General features: G+C 68.9%; 20 protein-coding genes. 10 read left to right on the top strand and 10 right to left on the bottom strand.

Annotated elements, in window-relative coordinates:
- Positions 1-3: 3 nt before the first annotated feature.
- Positions 4-1,713 (bottom strand): AMP-binding protein, encoded by a 1,710-nt coding sequence (locus tag AKG07_RS12140; RefSeq protein WP_053098159.1) that lies wholly within the window; start codon positions 1,711-1,713, stop codon positions 4-6.
- A 191-nt stretch (positions 1,714-1,904) separates the two neighbouring features.
- Positions 1,905-2,372, bottom strand: a complete 468-nt coding sequence (locus tag AKG07_RS12135) for an acyl-CoA thioesterase (protein ID WP_082297922.1) — start codon at positions 2,370-2,372, stop codon at positions 1,905-1,907.
- Between the two features lie 169 nt (positions 2,373-2,541).
- Here AKG07_RS12135 and AKG07_RS12130 point away from each other — a divergent pair, with 169 nt between their 5' ends.
- Both AKG07_RS12130 and AKG07_RS12125 read left to right on the top strand, forming a co-directional pair.
- Positions 2,542-3,156, top strand: a complete 615-nt coding sequence (locus AKG07_RS12130; RefSeq protein WP_053098158.1) for a ClpP family protease — start codon at positions 2,542-2,544, stop codon at positions 3,154-3,156.
- Positions 3,153-3,746, top strand: a complete 594-nt coding sequence (locus tag AKG07_RS12125) for a ClpP family protease (protein WP_053098157.1) — start codon at positions 3,153-3,155, stop codon at positions 3,744-3,746. Before AKG07_RS12130 ends, AKG07_RS12125 begins: the two co-directional genes overlap by 4 nt.
- Before the next feature lie 177 nt (positions 3,747-3,923).
- On the opposite strand, the gene AKG07_RS12120 is transcribed toward AKG07_RS12125, so the two are convergent.
- Both AKG07_RS12120 and AKG07_RS12115 read right to left on the bottom strand, forming a co-directional pair.
- Positions 3,924-4,280 (bottom strand): helix-turn-helix domain-containing protein, encoded by a 357-nt coding sequence (locus tag AKG07_RS12120; RefSeq protein ID WP_053098156.1) that lies wholly within the window; start codon positions 4,278-4,280, stop codon positions 3,924-3,926.
- A gap of 57 nt (positions 4,281-4,337) precedes the next feature.
- Positions 4,338-5,225, bottom strand: a complete 888-nt coding sequence (locus AKG07_RS12115) for a helix-turn-helix transcriptional regulator (RefSeq protein WP_053098155.1) — start codon at positions 5,223-5,225, stop codon at positions 4,338-4,340.
- Positions 5,226-5,317: 92 nt separating this feature from the next.
- Between AKG07_RS12115 and AKG07_RS12110 the strand changes: the two genes are divergently transcribed.
- On the top strand, positions 5,318-6,190 hold the full coding sequence (locus tag AKG07_RS12110) for an aldo/keto reductase (protein WP_198032420.1): 873 nt from the start codon (positions 5,318-5,320) through the stop codon (positions 6,188-6,190).
- 1 nt (position 6,191) lies between these two features.
- On the opposite strand, the gene AKG07_RS12105 is transcribed toward AKG07_RS12110, so the two are convergent.
- Genes AKG07_RS12105 through AKG07_RS12095 form a run of 3 tightly spaced genes read right to left on the bottom strand, consistent with a single transcriptional unit; the run spans position 6,192 to position 8,256 of the window.
- A complete protein-coding gene (locus AKG07_RS12105) occupies positions 6,192-6,665 on the bottom strand; it encodes a MarR family winged helix-turn-helix transcriptional regulator (RefSeq protein WP_053098153.1) in 474 nt (157 codons plus the stop codon).
- Positions 6,665-7,324, bottom strand: a complete 660-nt coding sequence (locus AKG07_RS12100) for a GTP cyclohydrolase II (protein WP_053098152.1) — start codon at positions 7,322-7,324, stop codon at positions 6,665-6,667. Before AKG07_RS12100 ends, AKG07_RS12105 begins: the two co-directional genes overlap by 1 nt.
- Before the next feature lie 44 nt (positions 7,325-7,368).
- Positions 7,369-8,256 carry a DMT family transporter gene (locus AKG07_RS12095; protein WP_053098151.1) on the bottom strand — a complete coding sequence of 296 codons (888 nt, stop codon included), beginning with the start codon at positions 8,254-8,256 and terminating at the stop codon, positions 7,369-7,371.
- Between the two features lie 134 nt (positions 8,257-8,390).
- Here AKG07_RS12095 and AKG07_RS12090 point away from each other — a divergent pair, with 134 nt between their 5' ends.
- Positions 8,391-9,227, top strand: coding sequence for a sulfurtransferase (locus AKG07_RS12090; RefSeq protein ID WP_053098150.1), 837 nt, complete (start codon positions 8,391-8,393; stop codon positions 9,225-9,227).
- Between the two features lie 33 nt (positions 9,228-9,260).
- On the opposite strand, the gene AKG07_RS12085 is transcribed toward AKG07_RS12090, so the two are convergent.
- Complete coding sequence (locus tag AKG07_RS12085; protein ID WP_053098149.1) at positions 9,261-10,169, bottom strand: hypothetical protein; 909 nt, start codon at positions 10,167-10,169, stop codon at positions 9,261-9,263.
- 304 nt (positions 10,170-10,473) lie between these two features.
- On the opposite strand from AKG07_RS12085, the gene AKG07_RS12080 reads away from it, so the two are divergent.
- The 3 genes from AKG07_RS12080 to AKG07_RS12070 all read left to right on the top strand — a co-directional run bounded on the left by AKG07_RS12080 (position 10,474) and on the right by AKG07_RS12070 (position 12,971).
- Positions 10,474-11,124 (top strand): hypothetical protein, encoded by a 651-nt coding sequence (locus tag AKG07_RS12080; protein WP_053098148.1) that lies wholly within the window; start codon positions 10,474-10,476, stop codon positions 11,122-11,124.
- On the top strand, positions 11,121-11,474 hold the full coding sequence (locus AKG07_RS12075) for a hypothetical protein (RefSeq protein WP_053098147.1): 354 nt from the start codon (positions 11,121-11,123) through the stop codon (positions 11,472-11,474). Before AKG07_RS12080 ends, AKG07_RS12075 begins: the two co-directional genes overlap by 4 nt.
- A 63-nt stretch (positions 11,475-11,537) precedes the next feature.
- Positions 11,538-12,971 carry an MFS transporter gene (locus tag AKG07_RS12070; protein ID WP_053098146.1) on the top strand — a complete coding sequence of 478 codons (1,434 nt, stop codon included), beginning with the start codon at positions 11,538-11,540 and terminating at the stop codon, positions 12,969-12,971.
- Positions 12,972-13,200: 229 nt separating this feature from the next.
- On the opposite strand, the gene purB is transcribed toward AKG07_RS12070, so the two are convergent.
- A complete protein-coding gene (gene purB / locus AKG07_RS12065; RefSeq protein WP_053098145.1) occupies positions 13,201-14,583 on the bottom strand; it encodes an adenylosuccinate lyase in 1,383 nt (460 codons plus the stop codon).
- Positions 14,580-15,056, bottom strand: coding sequence for a low molecular weight protein-tyrosine-phosphatase (locus tag AKG07_RS12060; RefSeq protein ID WP_230100954.1), 477 nt, complete (start codon positions 15,054-15,056; stop codon positions 14,580-14,582). Before AKG07_RS12060 ends, purB begins: the two co-directional genes overlap by 4 nt.
- A 230-nt stretch (positions 15,057-15,286) precedes the next feature.
- Here AKG07_RS12060 and AKG07_RS12055 point away from each other — a divergent pair, with 230 nt between their 5' ends.
- The 3 genes from AKG07_RS12055 to AKG07_RS12045 are packed head-to-tail and all read left to right on the top strand — an operon-like array spanning position 15,287 to position 16,822.
- The gene (locus AKG07_RS12055) at positions 15,287-15,550 is read left to right on the top strand and encodes a hypothetical protein (RefSeq protein WP_053098143.1); all 264 of its coding nucleotides are present in this window, start codon (positions 15,287-15,289) and stop codon (positions 15,548-15,550) included.
- Positions 15,547-16,401, top strand: coding sequence for a hypothetical protein (locus AKG07_RS12050; RefSeq protein ID WP_053098142.1), 855 nt, complete (start codon positions 15,547-15,549; stop codon positions 16,399-16,401). Before AKG07_RS12055 ends, AKG07_RS12050 begins: the two co-directional genes overlap by 4 nt.
- 31 nt (positions 16,402-16,432) lie before the next feature.
- The gene (locus tag AKG07_RS12045) at positions 16,433-16,822 is read left to right on the top strand and encodes a hypothetical protein (protein WP_053098141.1); all 390 of its coding nucleotides are present in this window, start codon (positions 16,433-16,435) and stop codon (positions 16,820-16,822) included.
- Positions 16,823-16,835: the final 13 nt, after the last annotated feature.

Below are 16,835 nucleotides of genomic sequence, written 5' to 3'. Positions count from 1 at the left end.
CACTCAGCGGTAGTCGCGATCCCGGTGCTGCGCGGCCTCGTCTCCTGAGGCCACGCGCTCGGCCTCTCGGGCGCGCAGTTCGACCCGGCGGATCTTGCCGGAGATCGTCTTGGGCAGCTCGGGCACGAACTCGATGATCCGCACCCAGAGGTGCGAGGACAGCCGGTCGTGGGCGTAGGCGAAGATCGATCGCGCGGCCTCGGCGTCGGATCCGGCCGCGTCGGGGCGCAGGCACACGTAAGCCTTCGGGACTGCGAGCCGCGTCGGATCGGGGCTCGGGATCACCGCCGCCTCGATCACGAGGTCGTGCTCCAGCAGCACCGACTCGAGCTCGAACGGCGAGATCTTGTAGTCGGACGCCTTGAACACGTCGTCCGCCCGGCCGATGTAGGTCAGATAGCCGTCGGCATCCCGCTGGGCGATGTCGCCCGTGTGGTGGTATCCGCCGACGCGCGACTCGGCCGTCTTCTCGGGGTCGTCGTAGTACCCGGCCATGAGCCCCACCGGAGGATGCGCCAGGTCGAGCGCGATCTCGCCCTCGTGCTCGGCGAGCTCACCGGTCGCGGGGTCGAGCAGCACGACGGGGTATCCGGGCAGGGGTCGTCCCATCGATCCGATCTTGACGACCTGACCGGGGGAGTTGCCCACGCAGGCCGTCATCTCGGTCTGGCCGAAGCCGTCGCGGATCGTGCCTCTCCACGCCTCCTGCACCCGGTCGATGACCTCGGGGTTCAGCGGTTCGCCGGCTCCGACGAGCTCGCGCGGCGGGTGGGTCAAGCGCCCGAGGTCGGCCTGGATCAGCATCCGCCACACGGTGGGCGGCGCGCAGAACGTCGAGACATGATGCGCGTCCATGACCTGCATGAGGGTGTTCGCGTCGAAGCGGTCGTAGTTGTAGACGAACACGGTCGCCTCGGCGAGAAAGGGCGAGTAGAAGCTCGACCACGCATGCTTCGCCCAACCCGGCGACGAGATGTTCAGGTGCACGTCGTCGGGGCGCACACCGAGCCACCACATGGTCGACAGATGCCCGATCGGGTACGACACGTGGGTGTGCTGCACGAGCTTCGGACGGTTGGTCGTGCCGCTCGTGAAGTAGAGCAGAGCCGTGTCATCGGCGGGGGTCGCGGCGTCGGGCTCGAACGTCGTCGGAGCGTCGGCGGAATCGTCGAAGCGCGTCCACCCGGCCGGAATGCCCTCGCCCACCCCGATGCGCAGGACGTCGCCGTCGATGTCGGCGATGCGCTCGGCCAGGCCGCCGAGCGTCACGATGGCGCGGGCGTGTCCGTGGTCGACGCGGTAGGCCAGGTCGGATGCCGAGAGCAGCGTCGAGGTGGGGATGGACACCGCGCCGACCTTGGTGATGGCGAGCATCACCTCCCAGAGTTCGATGGTGTTGCCGAGCATCACGATGACGTGGTCGCCGCGCCCGATGCCGAGTCCTGTGAGCCAGGCGGCGACCTGGTCGGAGCGGTTCGACAGCTCTCCGTAGGTCCACGACTCGAGGCTGAGGTCGGCTGACACGATCTGCACCGCCGGGCGGTCGGGCGACTCGCCGGCGATCACGTCGAACCATTCGAGCGCGAAGTTGAACTCAGCGGGCGCAGGCCAGGCGAACCCCTCGCGTGCCGCGGCGTAGTCCGTCGCGTTCGCGAACAGGAAGTCGCGCATCTCTCTGATCGCGGTCGTGGCTGCGGTGGCGCTGCGGCTCATTCTGGGCTCCTTTGCTCGGCAGACGTGTTCCATCCTCGCACCGAGCGCAGACGCCGGCCTCTGACCCCCGCACCTGCGGAAGGAGATTCCTCGCTCAGAAGGACCGAATCCACTGCTTGGTCCTTCGGTGCGAGAGATCTCCTCCTGAACGGAGGCCCGAACACGGGCGGACGAGCGGACGGGAGCCGCGGCTAGGGCAGGCGGATCGTCCCCGTGGCGATGCGCTCGGTCGGCATCCGATCGCGGTTGAACGTGATCTCGTCGTATCCGTGCGGCGTCGGCATCCCGTCGTCGTCCAGGCTCACGAACACGATCTTCTCGATCGTGAGGATGCGCTTGCGCGTGATCATGTTGCGGGCGACGGCGCGCATGGTCAGAGACGTGGTGCCGAAGTGCGTGGCCTGCAGGCCGATCTCGATCAGGTCGCCCTGCACGGCTGAGGCCTCGAAGTTGATCTCGGAGATGTGCTTCGTCACGGCCCGATAATTGCCCAGCTGTACGATCGCGTAGATCGCGGCCTCTTCGTCGATCCACTTCAGCAGGCTGCCGCCGAACAGCGATCCGTTCGCGTTGAGGTCTTCCGGCTTCACCCATTTGCGGGTGCGGAAGTTGATGCCGTCTTCGGACCACTGCCACTCGGGTGTCTTCTGCTTCGCCATGCTTCGAGGGTAGGAGTCGCGTGAGTCGGGGGTGTTACGCGAGGATGCCGAACCGATCTGCACGGGTGGATCTGCTGGGGCCGATCTCCTCTGGGCCTATCTGCTCTGGGCCGATCTGCCGCGAGCGGATACTCGCCCGCACTCCGACACGGCGGCGGATGCTGGGGCCATGAGCGAAGACAACCCCATCCCGCAGTTCGGCCCCGAGGCCCGCCGGGCACTGTTCCACGAACGAGTGCTCGTGCTCGACGGCGCCCTCGACGACGACAACGGCACGCTGCTCATGACGCAGCTGCTCACCCTCTCGGCGGAGGATCCGACGACCGACATCGCCCTGTGGATCCATTCGCCCGGTGGTTCCGTGCCGGCGATGCTCGCGATCCGCGACCTCATGACCCTCGTGCCGAACGACGTGTCGACCCTCGCACTCGGGCTCGCGTGCAGCGCCGGGCAGTTCCTCCTCTCAGCCGGGGCGAGGGGCAAGCGCAGGGCGCTCCCGCACGCGCGCATCCTCATGCATCAGGGCTCGGCCGGGATCGGCGGCTCGGCGGGCGAGCTCGAGACGCAGGCCGACGACCTGAGGCACATGCGCGACACCGTGCTCGGGCTGATCGCGGCCGACACCGGACAGCCCGTGGAGCGCATCTTCGAGGACTCGCTGCACGACCGCTGGTACACGGCGGAGCAGGCGAAGGACTATGGCTTCATCGACGAGATCGTCGCCTCGCTCGCGGATCTCATGCCGCGTCGTCGGGCCCGGGTCGGACTGGGGGCGGGCGCATGAGTGGCTACACGATCCCCAACGTCATCGCGCAACATCCGCGCGGTGAACGCGTCATGGACGTCTACTCGCACCTGCTCGCCGAGCGGGTCATCTATCTCGGCACCGGCATCGACGCCGGAGTCGCCAACGCGTTGATCGCGCAGCTGCTGCACCTCGATGCCGACAGCCAGGATTCCGGCATCCAGTTCTACATCAACAGCGAAGGTGGCGACCCGGGGGCGGCGCTCGCGATCTACGACACCATGCAGCACGTGCGTCCGGCGATCGCGACGACGTGTGTGGGTCAGGCGATCGGGCCGGCGGCGCTGCTGGTCGCGGCAGGGGCTCCGGGGCAGCGGGCAGCTCTCGCGCACGCCCGCATCGTGCTGCATCAGCCGGCGGGCCAGTCGCGGGGAGCGATCCCCGACCTCATCCTCGCGGCGGACGAGGTCGTGCGGGTGCGTTCCGACATGGAGTCGATCCTCGCCAGGCACAGCGGACGCTCGCTGAGCGAGCTGCGCGCCGACACCGACCGGGATCGCGTCTTCACGGCATCCGCCGCCCGGGACTACGGTCTGGTCGACACCGTGCTGGGGGAGCGGGCGGACTGAGGGGCCACGGCGTTCGTCTGCAGGATCGGGGCACGGATGCAGGATGATTCTGCCGTTCTGGTCCTGCATCCGTGCCGAAGTCCTGCAGACGGACGGACCTGCAGACGGACGGACCTGCAGACGGACGGACCTGCAGACGGACGGACCTGCAGACGGGCGGGCAGACGAGACGAGCCGTCAGGCGGCGAGGGCGAAGGCCCCGCGGGTGGCGGACACCGCAGCGGATGCCGGAGCCATCGTCGCCTGGCGCAGCTCGTCGGCCACGGCGCTCGTCAGTTCGATCAGCGAGGTGTCGAGGGCCCCGGCGATCGCCGCGATCATCTCGCTCGACGGCTCCTTGAGTCCCCGTTCGACCTCGGAGAGGTATTGCGGCGAGACTCCGGCGTTCCCTGCCGTCTCGGTCAGGGTCTCGTCCCGGTCGTGTCGTCGACGGCGCAGCTGATCGCCGACCATCTGGCGCCAGAGGGGTTCGGGCTCACTGGGTCGAGGGCGGGCAGAGCGAGGTGCGCGAGGGAACGGGACGAGGTCGGCCATGCCTCACGATAATCCGCCGTCAGCGCACGATTCGAGCGGTTCTGCTCACAGCAGAAATCAGGCCTCGGTGCGCTCTGAAGGCGCATCGATGGTCCCATCGGCAGCGTCGGTCGCCGCCCAGCTGGCCAGCATCCGCAACTTGTCGGCCGATGCCGTTCCCGGCTCGGCCGTGTACGTCGACATCTGCAGGCCCGGGTCGGCAGGCAGCTCGAACGCCTCGTAGGTGAGTTCCATCTCGCCGACGACGGGGTGGTTGATCCTCTTGACGCCGCTGCGGTGGAAGCGCACGTTGTGCGCCGCCCACAGGGTGCGGAACCGCTCACTGCGCGTCGACAGCTCGCCGACGAGATCGGTGAGCTTGCGGTCGAACGGATTGCGCCCGGCTTCGCCGCGCATCGCGGCCACGAGCTCCTGGGTGTTGCGTTCCCATTCGGGGTAGAACGTCTGTGCGGCCGGGTCGAGGAAGGCGAAGCGGGCGCTGTTGGGCACCGGGGTCGTGAACAGCGGCGCATAGAGCGCGCGGCCGAGCGCGTTCGCCGCGAGGTAGTCGAAGTAGTTGTTGCGCACGATCGCCGGCGCCTCGGTCATCGCGTCGAGCAGGCGCAGGATGCTGGGGCGCAGCGTCTCGACCTTCTTGCGCGGCTTGCGGGCGACGGGTGAGGCGTTCGCGGTGCGGGCGAGATCGAACAGATGCGCGGTCTCGGCCTCGTCGAGCTGAAGAGCACGGGCGAGCGCATCGAGCACGCTGTCGGAGACGCCGGACAGATCGCCCCGTTCGAGCCGGGTGTAATAGTCGACGCTGACGCCGGCGAGCAGCGACACCTCTTCACGGCGCAGCCCCGGCACACGCCGGTTGCCGCCGAATGCGGGGAGGCCGGCCTGGTCGGGGGTGATGCGGTCGCGCCTCGACGAGAGGAATTCGCGCACCTCGCTGCGGGTGTCCATGTATGCGACGGTACGCCCCCTGTCGCGAGGGAGGGAGGTACTGGTGGACTCTCCCTCGCGTGGGAGCGGACGCGCACACTGGAGGTATGACGATGAACATCACGCTCAACACCGGCATCGAGATGCCCGCCCTCGGCTTCGGAGTGTTCCAGGCCGCTCCGGACGAGACGGTCGATGCCGTCAGCACCGCTCTCGAGACCGGCTACCGCCTGATCGACACCGCCGCTGCGTACGGCAACGAGCGCGAGGTGGGCGAGGCGATCCGCCGCACCGGTATCGCGCGCGACGAGGTCTTCATCGAGACCAAGGTCTGGATCAGCGATTTCGGCTACGACGAGACCCTGCACGCGTTCGAGAAGTCGACGGGCAAGCTCGGGGTCGATCAGCTCGACCTGCTGATCCTGCACCAGGCCCTGCCGACCCGCTTCGACCTCACCCTGGGTGCCTATAAGGCGCTCGAGACCCTGCTCGCCGACGGTCGGGTGCGCGCCATCGGCGTCAGCAACTTCATGGTGGAGCACCTCGACAAGCTGGCGGCGGAGACGAGCATCGTCCCCGCGCTCAACCAGATCGAGGTGCACCCCTACTTCCAGCAGCGCGAGGTGCAGCAGGCGGATGCCGCGGCCGGCATCGTCACCCAGGCGTGGTCGCCCATCGGCGGCATCACGGCCTACCGCCCCAACGGCGCATCCGTCTTCGACGACGAGACGCTCACGGCCATCGCCGCAGAGCACGGCAAGTCGCCGGCACAGGTGATGCTGCGCTGGCACCTGCAGCAGGGTCGCTCCGCGCTGCCGAAGTCGGTGCGTCCCGCCCGCATCGCCGAGAACTTCGACGTCTTCGACTTCGAGCTCACCGCCGACCAGCTCGACGCGATCGATGCGCTCGACACCGGTGTGCGCCGTGGCCCTGAGCCCGAGGACGTCACGCTCGAGACCTTCGGCCGCGAGATCCCCGAGGCGTGACCTAGAGAGCGGCGGCGACGCCGGGGAGCAGCTTGGCCGAGATCGTGCCGAGCTGCTCCCTCTCCTCTGCGGTCAGAGGGTCGAGGATCAGTTCGCGGATCTGCGCCACATGAACGGGCGCCGCCGCCCGCAGCAGGTCACGACCGGCATCCGTCAGCGCAGCGGTCAGCGTGCGCTTGTCGCTGCTGCACGAGGTGCGCGTCACCCAGCCGCGGTCTTCGAGCGAGTCGATCGCGTGGCTGAGTCGCGAGCGGCTGAGCCCGGCGATCTGCGCGAGCTCGGTCATCGGGATCGCACGATCACCCTGACCTGCGAGGGTCACCAGGATCGCGTAGTGCGAGTGCTTGAGCCCGGTCTCGGCCTTGAGCGTGCGATCGAGCACCTGCGGCAGCAGCTGCACGAACCGGATGGTCGGCAGCCACGTCTGCATCTCCGCATCGTCGAGCCTCCGCTCGCTCGCCAGCTGCGCGTTCATCAGGCGGCTGACAGGTCGAGCGTGTGCGAGGTGTGGTCGCGCTTGGCCTCGAGGTAGCGGTGGTTCGCGTCCGACAGGTGCACGCCGGTGGCCACCTGCTCGGTGACGCGGATGCCGAGGGCGTCGAGCTGTGCCGCCTTGTCGGGATTGTTGCTCAGCAGACGGATGCTGTCGACGCCCACCGCCTGCAGCATCTGCGCGGCGATCGTGTAGTCGCGTTCGTCTTCTCCGCGGCCGAGTGCGACGTTCGCCTCGTACGTGTCGAGGCCGGCATCCTGCAGCGCGTACGCGTCGAGCTTGGCGTAGAGGCCGATGCCCCGACCCTCCTGGCGCAGGTAGAGCAGGAACCCGCCGTCTTCGGCGATGCGCTCGACGGCTTCGCGCAGCTGCGGGCCGCAGTCGCAGCGCTCAGAACCGAACACGTCACCGGTCAGGCATTCGCTGTGCGGACGCACGAGGGGTGCGTCGCCGCCGTCGGCCGCGCGCTCCAGGGCGGCCCGCCAGTCGCCGAGCCCGAGCAGCAGGTGCTCGCGGCCGTCGATCAGTCCGTCGAACGTGACGACATCCGCCGTGGTCGAGAACCCGTCGGCGAAGCGCATCGGCACGCGCACCCGCGTCCGCTCTGTGGCGACCGGAACGACGGTTGAAGTTTCAATCATGTCGGGTGCAACGCGCCGACGCCCGCGATATTCCCGCTGGCGCACTACTCCGCGGAACGACGACGCACGGGCTTGAGCTCGCTGGCGAGGATGCCGAGCACCACGAGCGCTCCGCCGATCAGCGCGGCGACGGGCAGGCGTTCACCGGCGATGCGCCCGATCACGGCCGCCCAGACCGGTTCGCCCGCATAGATGATCGTCGCGCGGGTCGGGGACACGGACTTCTGGGCCCAGTTCATCGTGAGCTGGATGACGCAGCTCGCCACTCCGAGTCCGACTGCGCAGCCGACCCAGATCCACGAGAACTCGGGCAGGCCCTCGCCGACGATCGGCATGGTGAGGATGCCGAGCACTCCGGCGGTGAGGAGCTGGATGATCGTGATCCTGCCGAGGTCGATCCGGCCGGCGAACACGCTGATCAGGATGATCTCGGCCGCGATGGGCAGGGTGCTGATGAGCGTCAGGATCTCGCCCGCCCCGAGGGTCAGGGCGAACGCATCGGGTCCCGCGATGAGCAGCAGTCCGAGGAACGCGAGCGCGGCGCCCACGAACGCCATGGCCGGTGGGCGCTTGCGGAAGACGGCCCACTGCGCGAGCGGCACGAGAGGGATGTACATCGCGGTGATGAACGCCGAGGTGCTCGAATCGATGGTCTGCAGCCCGACGGTCTGCAATCCGTATCCGAGATAGATCATCACGCCGATCGCGACCCCGGCGCCGATGTCGCGCCAGCGGATGCCGCGCAGCGCCCGTCGGAAGATGACGATGCTGATCGCGCCGGCGACCAGGAACCGGATGCCGACGAAGAACCACGGCCCCGAGTGCTGCATCGCCCAGTGAACCAGGAGGAATGTGCTGCCCCAGACCGCCGTCACGGCGATGAGGGCGACCTCCTGTCGGCGCAGGCTCATGAAGCGGAATCGAGTGGACATGCTGTCCTTTCTCGACGCGGCCGGGACGAGCCTAGCGCCGCGCCGACCGCCGTCTCGAATCGCCGATCGGCCCGATATGTCGACGGAATACGGCCGGGTGCGCGATTCGGACGGCGTCTCGCTAGCCTCGGATCATGAGCAACTTCGTGAGCGCCACCGAACTGCACGATCTGCTGACGTCCGAGACCCCCGTGCGTGTGATCGACGTGCGCTGGCGACTCGACCGGCCCGACGGCCGAGAGGACTACCTCGCGGGCCACATCCCGGGGGCGGTCTTCGTGCCGCTCGCGACCGAGCTCGCCACCCACGGCGAACCCTCGGACGGCCGGCACCCCCTGCCCTCCACGGCGACGCTCCAGGATGCCGCCCGGCGGTGGGGTGTGAACCGGGGTGACGTCGTCGTCGCCTATGACGACGCCAAGGGAGTAAGTGCGTCACGAGCATGGTGGCTGCTGCGTCAGGGCGGTGTCGACGTGCGCGTCCTCGACGGCGGCATCCGCGCGTGGACGGCCGCCGGCCTTCCGGTCGCCGACGATGACGTGCAGGCCGAGCCCGGCGACGTCGTCCTCGACGAGATCGGCGGCGATGCGATCTCGATCGACGAGGCCGCCTCGTTCGTCGACACCGGTGTGCTGCTCGACGCGCGCGCGCCGGATCGCTATCGGGGAGAGCACGAGCCTTTCGATCCGATCCCCGGGCACATTCCGGGCGCGCTCAACGTCCCGATGGCCGCCCATCTGGATGCCGAGGGCCGGATCCTCGACACGCACACCCTTCAGGCGACCTTCGCCGCCCTCGGGGTGACCGAGGGGACGCCCGTCGCGGCCTACTGCGGCTCGGGCATCACGGCGGCGCACACCGCGCTGGTGCTGGATGAGATCGGCATCGAGGCGAAGGTCTTCCCCGGCTCGTGGAGCCAGTGGTCGAACACTCCGGGACGCCCGGTCGCGGTCGGCGATCAGCCCGGGTGAGTCGGTCGGCTCCGAGCTCGCAGGCGGGCGCGGTCAGCGCCCGTCGGCGTAGCTCCAGGCGACGCCGAGCAGTCCGGGTCCGAATGCGCGTCGCACCTGGTGCACCGAATTGCGGCCCTCGAGCGACAGCTCGGTGAGCTTCGAGCCGTCCGGCGTCTCGACGCGCTCTTCGATCCGGTCGGGCAGCGCGTCGGGGTGGAATCGCGTCCACACCAGCAGCTCCCTGGTCTGCCGGGCGACGGCGTGGCCCGTCTCGCGCTGCGGGGGATAGTCCGGCGGGTAGGCGACCGACCACTCGACCATCGCGGTGCTCGGAGCAGTCAGAGGAACGTCGAGTTCGAACAGGACGCCGTGCACCTCGCCGTTCGGATGCGAGTACCGGGCCGCGATGCGTCCTCCCGCCACCGCCTCGATGAACGGGGCGGGAGTGCTGATGCCCGGTGTCATCTCGAGGAACGGGATCGACGCGACGGTGCCGACGGTAGACTGCACGATGCTGCGCGTGATCGAGTACGAGACGTTGCCCGCGGCATCCACGTCCGTCACCGAGTGGGTCGTGAGTTCGCGCGACGTGTCGGGGTACTCCGCGCCGAGAGCGGCGAACGCCTCTTTGACGGCATCCTCGAGCTCCTGCTCGTCGAGCGGGAAGAGGTTGGGTCCGAGCGGACCGGTGCGGTTCGTGGTGCCGAGCAGGGCGGTGAGAGAGCCGGGCTCGAGGTGCAGCAGCTGCTCGATGTCGCCGAGCGCGGCCATCGACTGGGCACCCTCGGGGCGCCGAGCTCCGGACCGCCAGTAGCTGAGCGTCGCCATGGACACGCTGTTGCCGCGGGCGCGCAGCTGCTCGTGCAGCCGCGCCAGAGTCAATCCACGCGCATTGATCGCGTCGCGGAAGGACGCTGCGAATACATCGGCATATCGGCGCAGACCACTTTCCATGCTCATCACAGCACCCCCTCCGGTATGTGAAGAATCGAGCCCTAGAGTGAGCATACGACCACACCAGCATCGCGTAGGGGACGAGGTGCTATTTCTGGGGTCTATCGGCTGAGCAGTCGTGAGCAGGGTGCCCGACCTCGCGACCACTCGGCCTGACGCAGTGTCGCCCCCGTCGCTGCGTTCTGTCGCGGGGCCTGATGATCGATCTGGGGAGATCCATCGGGCCCCGCGAACACCTCTCCGGTGTCGGCGCCCACTCAGCGCCCCCGCGTAGACTGGGGGGAACACCCCCGGAGGACCCTCGATCTTCATGTCTGCCACCGCCCGCGCGTTCACCGTGCGTCACCTCCAGTTGCTGCGCGCGCTCTTCGCCGCCGCCGCTGCAGTGATGATCACCTTCTCGCCCGATCACTCGGCGGCCGTCGGTCTCTCCGTCTTCAGCGGCTTCGTGCTCACCACCGGCCTCGTGATGATCGTCGCCGCGTGGCTCGTCTACCCGGCCGGTCAGCGCTGGCCGTCCGTCGTGTTCGCCCTGCTGAGCTTCGTCGCCGGGATGACCGCCGGTGTGCCCGCATGGCGTACCGAAGACCTCTTCTTCGTCGTCGTGATCGCCTGGGCGGTCTCGACCGGCATCCTCGAGCTCGTCGTCGGACTCCGTGCGCGCAAAGCCGGCGATGCGACCGCACGGGACTCGATCACCCTCGGCGCCTTCGGCCTGCTGCTGGCCGTGCTCCTGATCGCGATCCCGGCGGGCTTCGTGCAGCCGTACGCCATCGAGGGAGCCGGTGCGTTCGAGCTCACCGGCATCATCCTCGGCGTCGGGATGTTCGGCGGATACGCGGCCATCGTCGCGGTCTTCCTCGGCATCGCCGGTCTGACCCCGAAGCGAGCGGATGCTGTCGCCGCCGGGACAACGATCGAGAACGACCCCGCCCCCGCCGGGCACGGAGGAGAGCGATGAGCGACGAGAAGCCCACCCGACGCGACATTCTGCGCCCGCTGCACCTGCTGGGCATCGCTCTCGGCTGCGGTGTCTTCGCCGCGGTGGTGACGCTCGTGTCGACCGGCGCCTTCACCGCCCGGGTGAACAACGCCATCGCGAACGGCACCTACGACGGCCTCACGCCGATCGCGCTCGGCCTGGTGGTCGGCGGCGGCGCATTCATCGTCACGCTGCTGTTCCTCGCGATGCTGATCCTCGTGGTCGACCCGGCCGAGGTCACCAAGAAGGTCGACCGCCCCGTGCTGTTCGACCCCGAGACTCCCGACGAGCCGGGCGCCGACAAGCCGGGCCGCACCTCCTCCTCCTGACCGGATCGCGAGGTTCTGCATCGCGACCGGAATAGTCCCGGGCTGCGACGGCTTGTCCCTGTAGTGACTGCCTCGATCGACCGCGCCTCCATCGGACTCAGGTCGGAACGAGGCCCGGTGCTCGGGGCCCTCATGCTCGCCACGGGGCTGATCGCGATCGACGCGACGATCCTCGCGACCGCGGTGCCCAGCATCGTGCGCGATCTGGGCAGCTACCAGCAGTTCCCCTGGCTCTTCTCGGTCTATATGCTCGCACAGGCGGTCAGCGTGCCGATCTACTCGCGCTTCGCCGATACCGTCGGCCGCAAGCCGATCATCCTGCTCGGCATCGCGCTGTTCCTGCTCGGGTCGGTCCTCTCCGGCTTCGCCTGGAGCATGACCGCCCTGATCGTGTTCCGCATCATCCAGGGCCTCGGCGCCGGTGCCGTCGCGCCGATGTCGATGACGATCGTCGGCGACATCTACACGGTCGCCGAGCGCGCCAAGGTGCAGGGGTACATCGCCTCGGTGTGGGCGATCTCCTCTGTCGTCGGGCCGGCGCTCGGCGGCATCTTCGCCCAGCTCGACGCCTGGCGGTGGATCTTCTGGGTCAACATCCCGCTGTGTCTGATCGCGGGATGGATGCTGCTGCGGCGGTATCACGAAGAGAAGCAGACGCAGCGTCATCGCATCGACTACGCCGGTGCCGTGCTGCTCACGGTCGGACTCACGGGCCTGATCCTCGGGATGCTGGAGGGCGGCAACGCCTGGGCGTGGCTGTCGATCCCCAGTGCCGTCTGTTTCGGACTCGGCGCCGCGGCGCTCGTGGCCTTCGGCCTCGTCGAGCGTCGCGCAGCCGAGCCGATCGTGGACCTGCGCCTGGCGGCGCGGCCGCTGATCCTCACGACCACGATCGTCTCCCTGGGCATCGGCGCCCTGATGACCGGCGTGACGAGCTTCGCACCCGCATATCTGGAAGGGTCCATCGGCATCGCACCGCTGCTGTCGGGGTTGGCCGTCGCGGCGCTCACACTCGGCTGGCCGCTCGCCGCAGCGAACGCGGGCCGGCTGTACATGCGGATCGGTTTCCGACGCACAGCGCTCACCGGCATGTCGATCACCGCGGTCGCGGCGATCGCTCTGGCGGTGGTCTCTCCCTGGCCCAATCCGTTCTCGATCGCCGCCGTGGCATTCGTCCTGGGCTTCGGCCTCGGCTGGAGCGCCGCCCCGACGCTGATCGCGGCTCAGGCCTCGGTCGGCTGGGGCGAGCGGGGTGCCGTGACCGGCATGAACGCCTTCGCCCGCTCGGCGGGCAGCGCGCTCGGGGTGGCCGTGTTCGGCGCGATCTCGAACTCGGTGATCGCGCAGGGCGCGGGGCCCGAGGACCCGGCGACCATCATCTCGGCATCCGTCTGGGTGTTCATCGCTGCCGCCGTCGTGGCCGTGCTCACCCTGATCGCCGCGGCGTTCATGCCGCGGGATCCGGCGGGCGCGCACTCCGGAGAGCCCCGCCCCTAGCCCGCACGGCGTTGGTGACCCGGCGCCGGGTCAGATTCGTGCGGGGTCGCTTCGCTGCGGGGTCGCTTCGCTGCGGGGTCGCTTGGCTGCGGGGTCACTTGGCTGCGGGGTCACTTTCGCATCCGATTCGGCCGATTGCGGTGCGTTTCTGGCCCCGCATCGTGCGCGCGGTGCGTTTCTGGCCCCGCACCGAACGAGCGGATGCCTCAGCGGCACCCGCTCGTTCGCGCTACTTCGCGAGCTGCTCGGCGATGCCGGTGTACGAGGCGGGGGTGAGGGCGAGCAGACGCTGCTTCGCGGCATCCCCGATCTCGAGTCCCTCGACGAACTCCGCCAGGTCCGCGGCGCCCACGCGGTGACCGCGGGTGAGCTCCTTCAGCAGCGCGTAGGGGTCGCTGATCGACGAGCGGGCGGCGACGACCTCCGCGCGGATGACGGTCTGGATTGCTTCGGCGAGGACTTCCCAGTTCACGTCGAGGTCGGCGAGCAGCACGTCGCGCGAGAGCGAGATGGCGTTCAGACCGCGACGCAGGTTGTCGATCGCGAGCAGCGAGTGGCCGAACGCGACGCCGATGTTGCGCTGCGTCGTCGAGTCGGTGAGGTCGCGCTGCAGTCGGCTGGTGACGAGGGTCTGTCCGAGGGATGCCAGCAGGGCGCCGGAGATCTCGAGGTTGGCCTCGGCGTTCTCGAACCGGATCGGGTTGATCTTGTGCGGCATCGTCGACGATCCGGTCGCGCCCGCGACGGGGATCTGCGCGAAGTAGCCGAGCGAGATGTACGTCCAGATGTCGGTGGCGAGATTGTGCAGGATCCCGCCGGCGTGACGCACGCGATCGTAGAGCTCGACCTGCCAGTCGTGCGACTCGATCTGCGTGGTCAGCAGGTTGAAGCCCAGACCCAGGCCCTCGATGTACTCGCGCGAGATGGTGGGCCAGTCGGCGTCGGGGTCGGCGGCGATGTGCGCCGACCAGGTGCCGGTCGCGCCCGAGAACTTGGCGAGGTAGTCGGATGCTGCGATCTGCGCGCGCACGCGCTCGAGACGCCACGCGAAGACGGCGAGCTCCTTGCCCATGGTCGACGGAGTGGCCGGCTGACCGTGGGTGCGGGAGAGCATCGCGGCGTCGGCGTGCTCGGCGGCCAGCTCGCGGAGCTTCGCGATCACGACGTCGAGACCCGGCAGCCAGACCTCCTCGACCGCGCGCTTGACGGTCAGGGCGTAGGACGCGGAGTTGATGTCCTCGCTTGTGCAGGCGAAGTGGGTGAGCTCGGCGATCGCGTCGAGGCCGAGGGCCGACAGGCGGTCGCGCACGAGGTACTCGATCGCCTTCACGTCGTGCTGCGTGACGGCTTCCTTCTCGGCGAGCCAGTCGATCTCGGCCTGGCCGAAGTCGCGGTAGAGGGCGCGCAGGCGCTCCTTGTCGGCATCCGACAGGGGGCTCGTCTCGAAGAGCGAGCGGTCGGTGAGCGCGATCAGCCACTCCACCTCTACCTCGACACGGGCGCGGTTGAGGCCGGCCTCCGAGAGGAAGTCGGCGAGGCCGGTGACGGCGCCGCGGTAGCGACCGTCGAGGGGGCTCAGCGGCTGGGGCGGGAGCGAAGGCTGGAAAGTCAGGGGAGTCCTCCTGATCGGGCCCCGGGAGTGCGGGGCGTGCGGGGCTGGCGGAGAGCCGGCTCGAGCTGGCGGAACAGCCCGCGAGTCGCGGTCTCAATCATACCGAGCACCGAATCGAACATCTCGGCGCCGGCGTAGTAGGGGTCGGGGACATCCTGGCTGTGCGCGTCGGGGTCGAAGGCGAGCAGCAGGGTGACCTTGCCCTCCTCGTCCTCGTTGGCGGCCCACTCGCGCAGGATGCGCTCATGAGTGCGGTCGAGGGCGACGACGAGGTCGTTCTCCGAGAAGGAGGAGAAGGTGAACTGCTTCGCGCGGTGGAGTGAGCCGTCGTAGCCGCGGCGGCTGAGGGAATCGAGAGTGCGGTGGTCGGCCCGTTCGCCGAGGTGCCAATCTCCTGTTCCCGCGCTGCGGGAGACGATCCGCGAGCCGAGACCCTGACGTTCCGCGAGATCGCGGAACACCACCTCCGCCATCGGAGAACGGCAGATGTTCCCCGTGCACACGAAGATCACGCGGAAGGGATCCGGGGATGTCACCGTCCTATTCTGCCGGTCGCAGCCCGATCGCGCGATGCCGGAGATCCCGGGCCGGGCGGGCGCACCCGTTCTGCACCGGTGCCGCGACCGAGCCAACTGCTCACGAGGCCCGAGATCCGAGGGGCGTCCGCACATCGCAGCGGCAGTGGATCGCGGATGCTGGGCGCATGTACTCCTTCGCACTCGCACAGACCGGCGCCGCAGACACCGCCTGGGCCCAGTCCCGCGCCGTGGTAGCGCTTCGCAGCGCCGTCGAGGCGCTCGACGACGTGCGCGCATCGCTCGCCGTCCTCACCGCCGACACCGACTGGCACTCCGACGGGGTGCGCGCGATGCAGCACTCGCTCGACGATCTCCGACGGAGGACACGCGTCGAGGCATCCGAGATGCGCAGCCGTGAGTCAGAGGCCGAACGGATCGACGTCTCATGACAGGGCTGACGATCGACCACGGGGGAGCGATCGCCGTCGACCCCGACGTGCTGCGCGATGTCGCTCACCGCATCGATGCCGTCGCCTCCCGTTATGACGATGCGCGTTCGGCCATCATGCGAGCGCATCGGATCATCGTCGACACTCCCGGCTTCAGCGAGCACGTCGACACGGTGGGGCTGTGGGCGTCGGGCGAGCACGTAGCTCGACTCCGCTCCGAGTGCCAGGAGACCGCCGAGTCCACCCTTCTCATGGCCGATGCCTACGAATACGTCGAACTGCGAGCGGAGGCCGAGATGCTCGCGCAGACCGATCCGAGCACGGCGCAGCGGCTGACACGACGAGCCGATCGTCTTGCTGCGTCGGACGAACGCATCTCGAAGATGGCCGACGACCTCGTCGCTGAGTGGCGCGCCAGACGCTTCGAAGGCCTCACGGGCAACCTCGTGACGCCCGCCCTGTACGACCACGTCTTCGGGACCGCCGCGCTCGTCGGGGCGTTCTCGGGGTTCGGCAAGGTGCTCCCCGGCGAGAGGCTGCAGGGCACGGCCGACCCCGTCACGGTCTCGCCGGTGAAGACGTCCTCGCCCCAGGGGGCGCCCTCGGGCCTGGCGGGAGCCTTGAGGCGCATGCCGGGCGCCGTCGGAGCGCAGGTCGCCGTCGAGAAGTACTCCTTCGCCGACGGCACCACGAAGTTCGTCGCCTACCTGGAAGGAACGCAGAGCGTCGCGTGGGGAGGTGCGCAGCCGTGGGACTCCAAGTCCAACGCCGAGCTCTACACCGGGAAGAGATCCGCGTCGTATCAGGCGACGATCGAGGCGCTCGAGGGGGGGGGCGCAGCCGGGCGATGAGGTCGATGTCGTCGCCCATTCGCAATCGGCCATGGTCGCCGCTCACCTCGCGATGGAGAGTCCGTTCGACGTGCAGATGCAGATCACGGCGGGAAGCCCGGTCGAGCCGACCCTGGATGACGACCAGACCATCATCCAGCTGCGTCATTCCGACGACGCGGTCTCCGGGCTGGCCGGCGGAGGATCGCCCGAGGGGACCGGGTCGGATGACAGCATCACCCTGCTCACTGAAGGAACCCCGCAGGACACCCTCGGGGACCTGACGGTCGACGCGCACCACCTCGACACGTACATCGACACCGCGGAGATGGCCGATGAGCTCAGCGACCTGCGAATCGATGCGATGCACGAGTTCTGGCGCGAGCTCGACACCGCCGAGGTGGTCGAGCGCACCGAGTATCAGGCCGAGCGTGTCGGATGACGGCCGCGCGAGG

Origin of the sequence: Microbacterium sp. CGR1 (assembly GCF_001266755.1) — a bacterium.
GTDB lineage: Bacteria > Actinomycetota > Actinomycetes > Actinomycetales > Microbacteriaceae > Microbacterium.
This window is presented reverse-complemented; position numbering and strand designations above follow the sequence as displayed.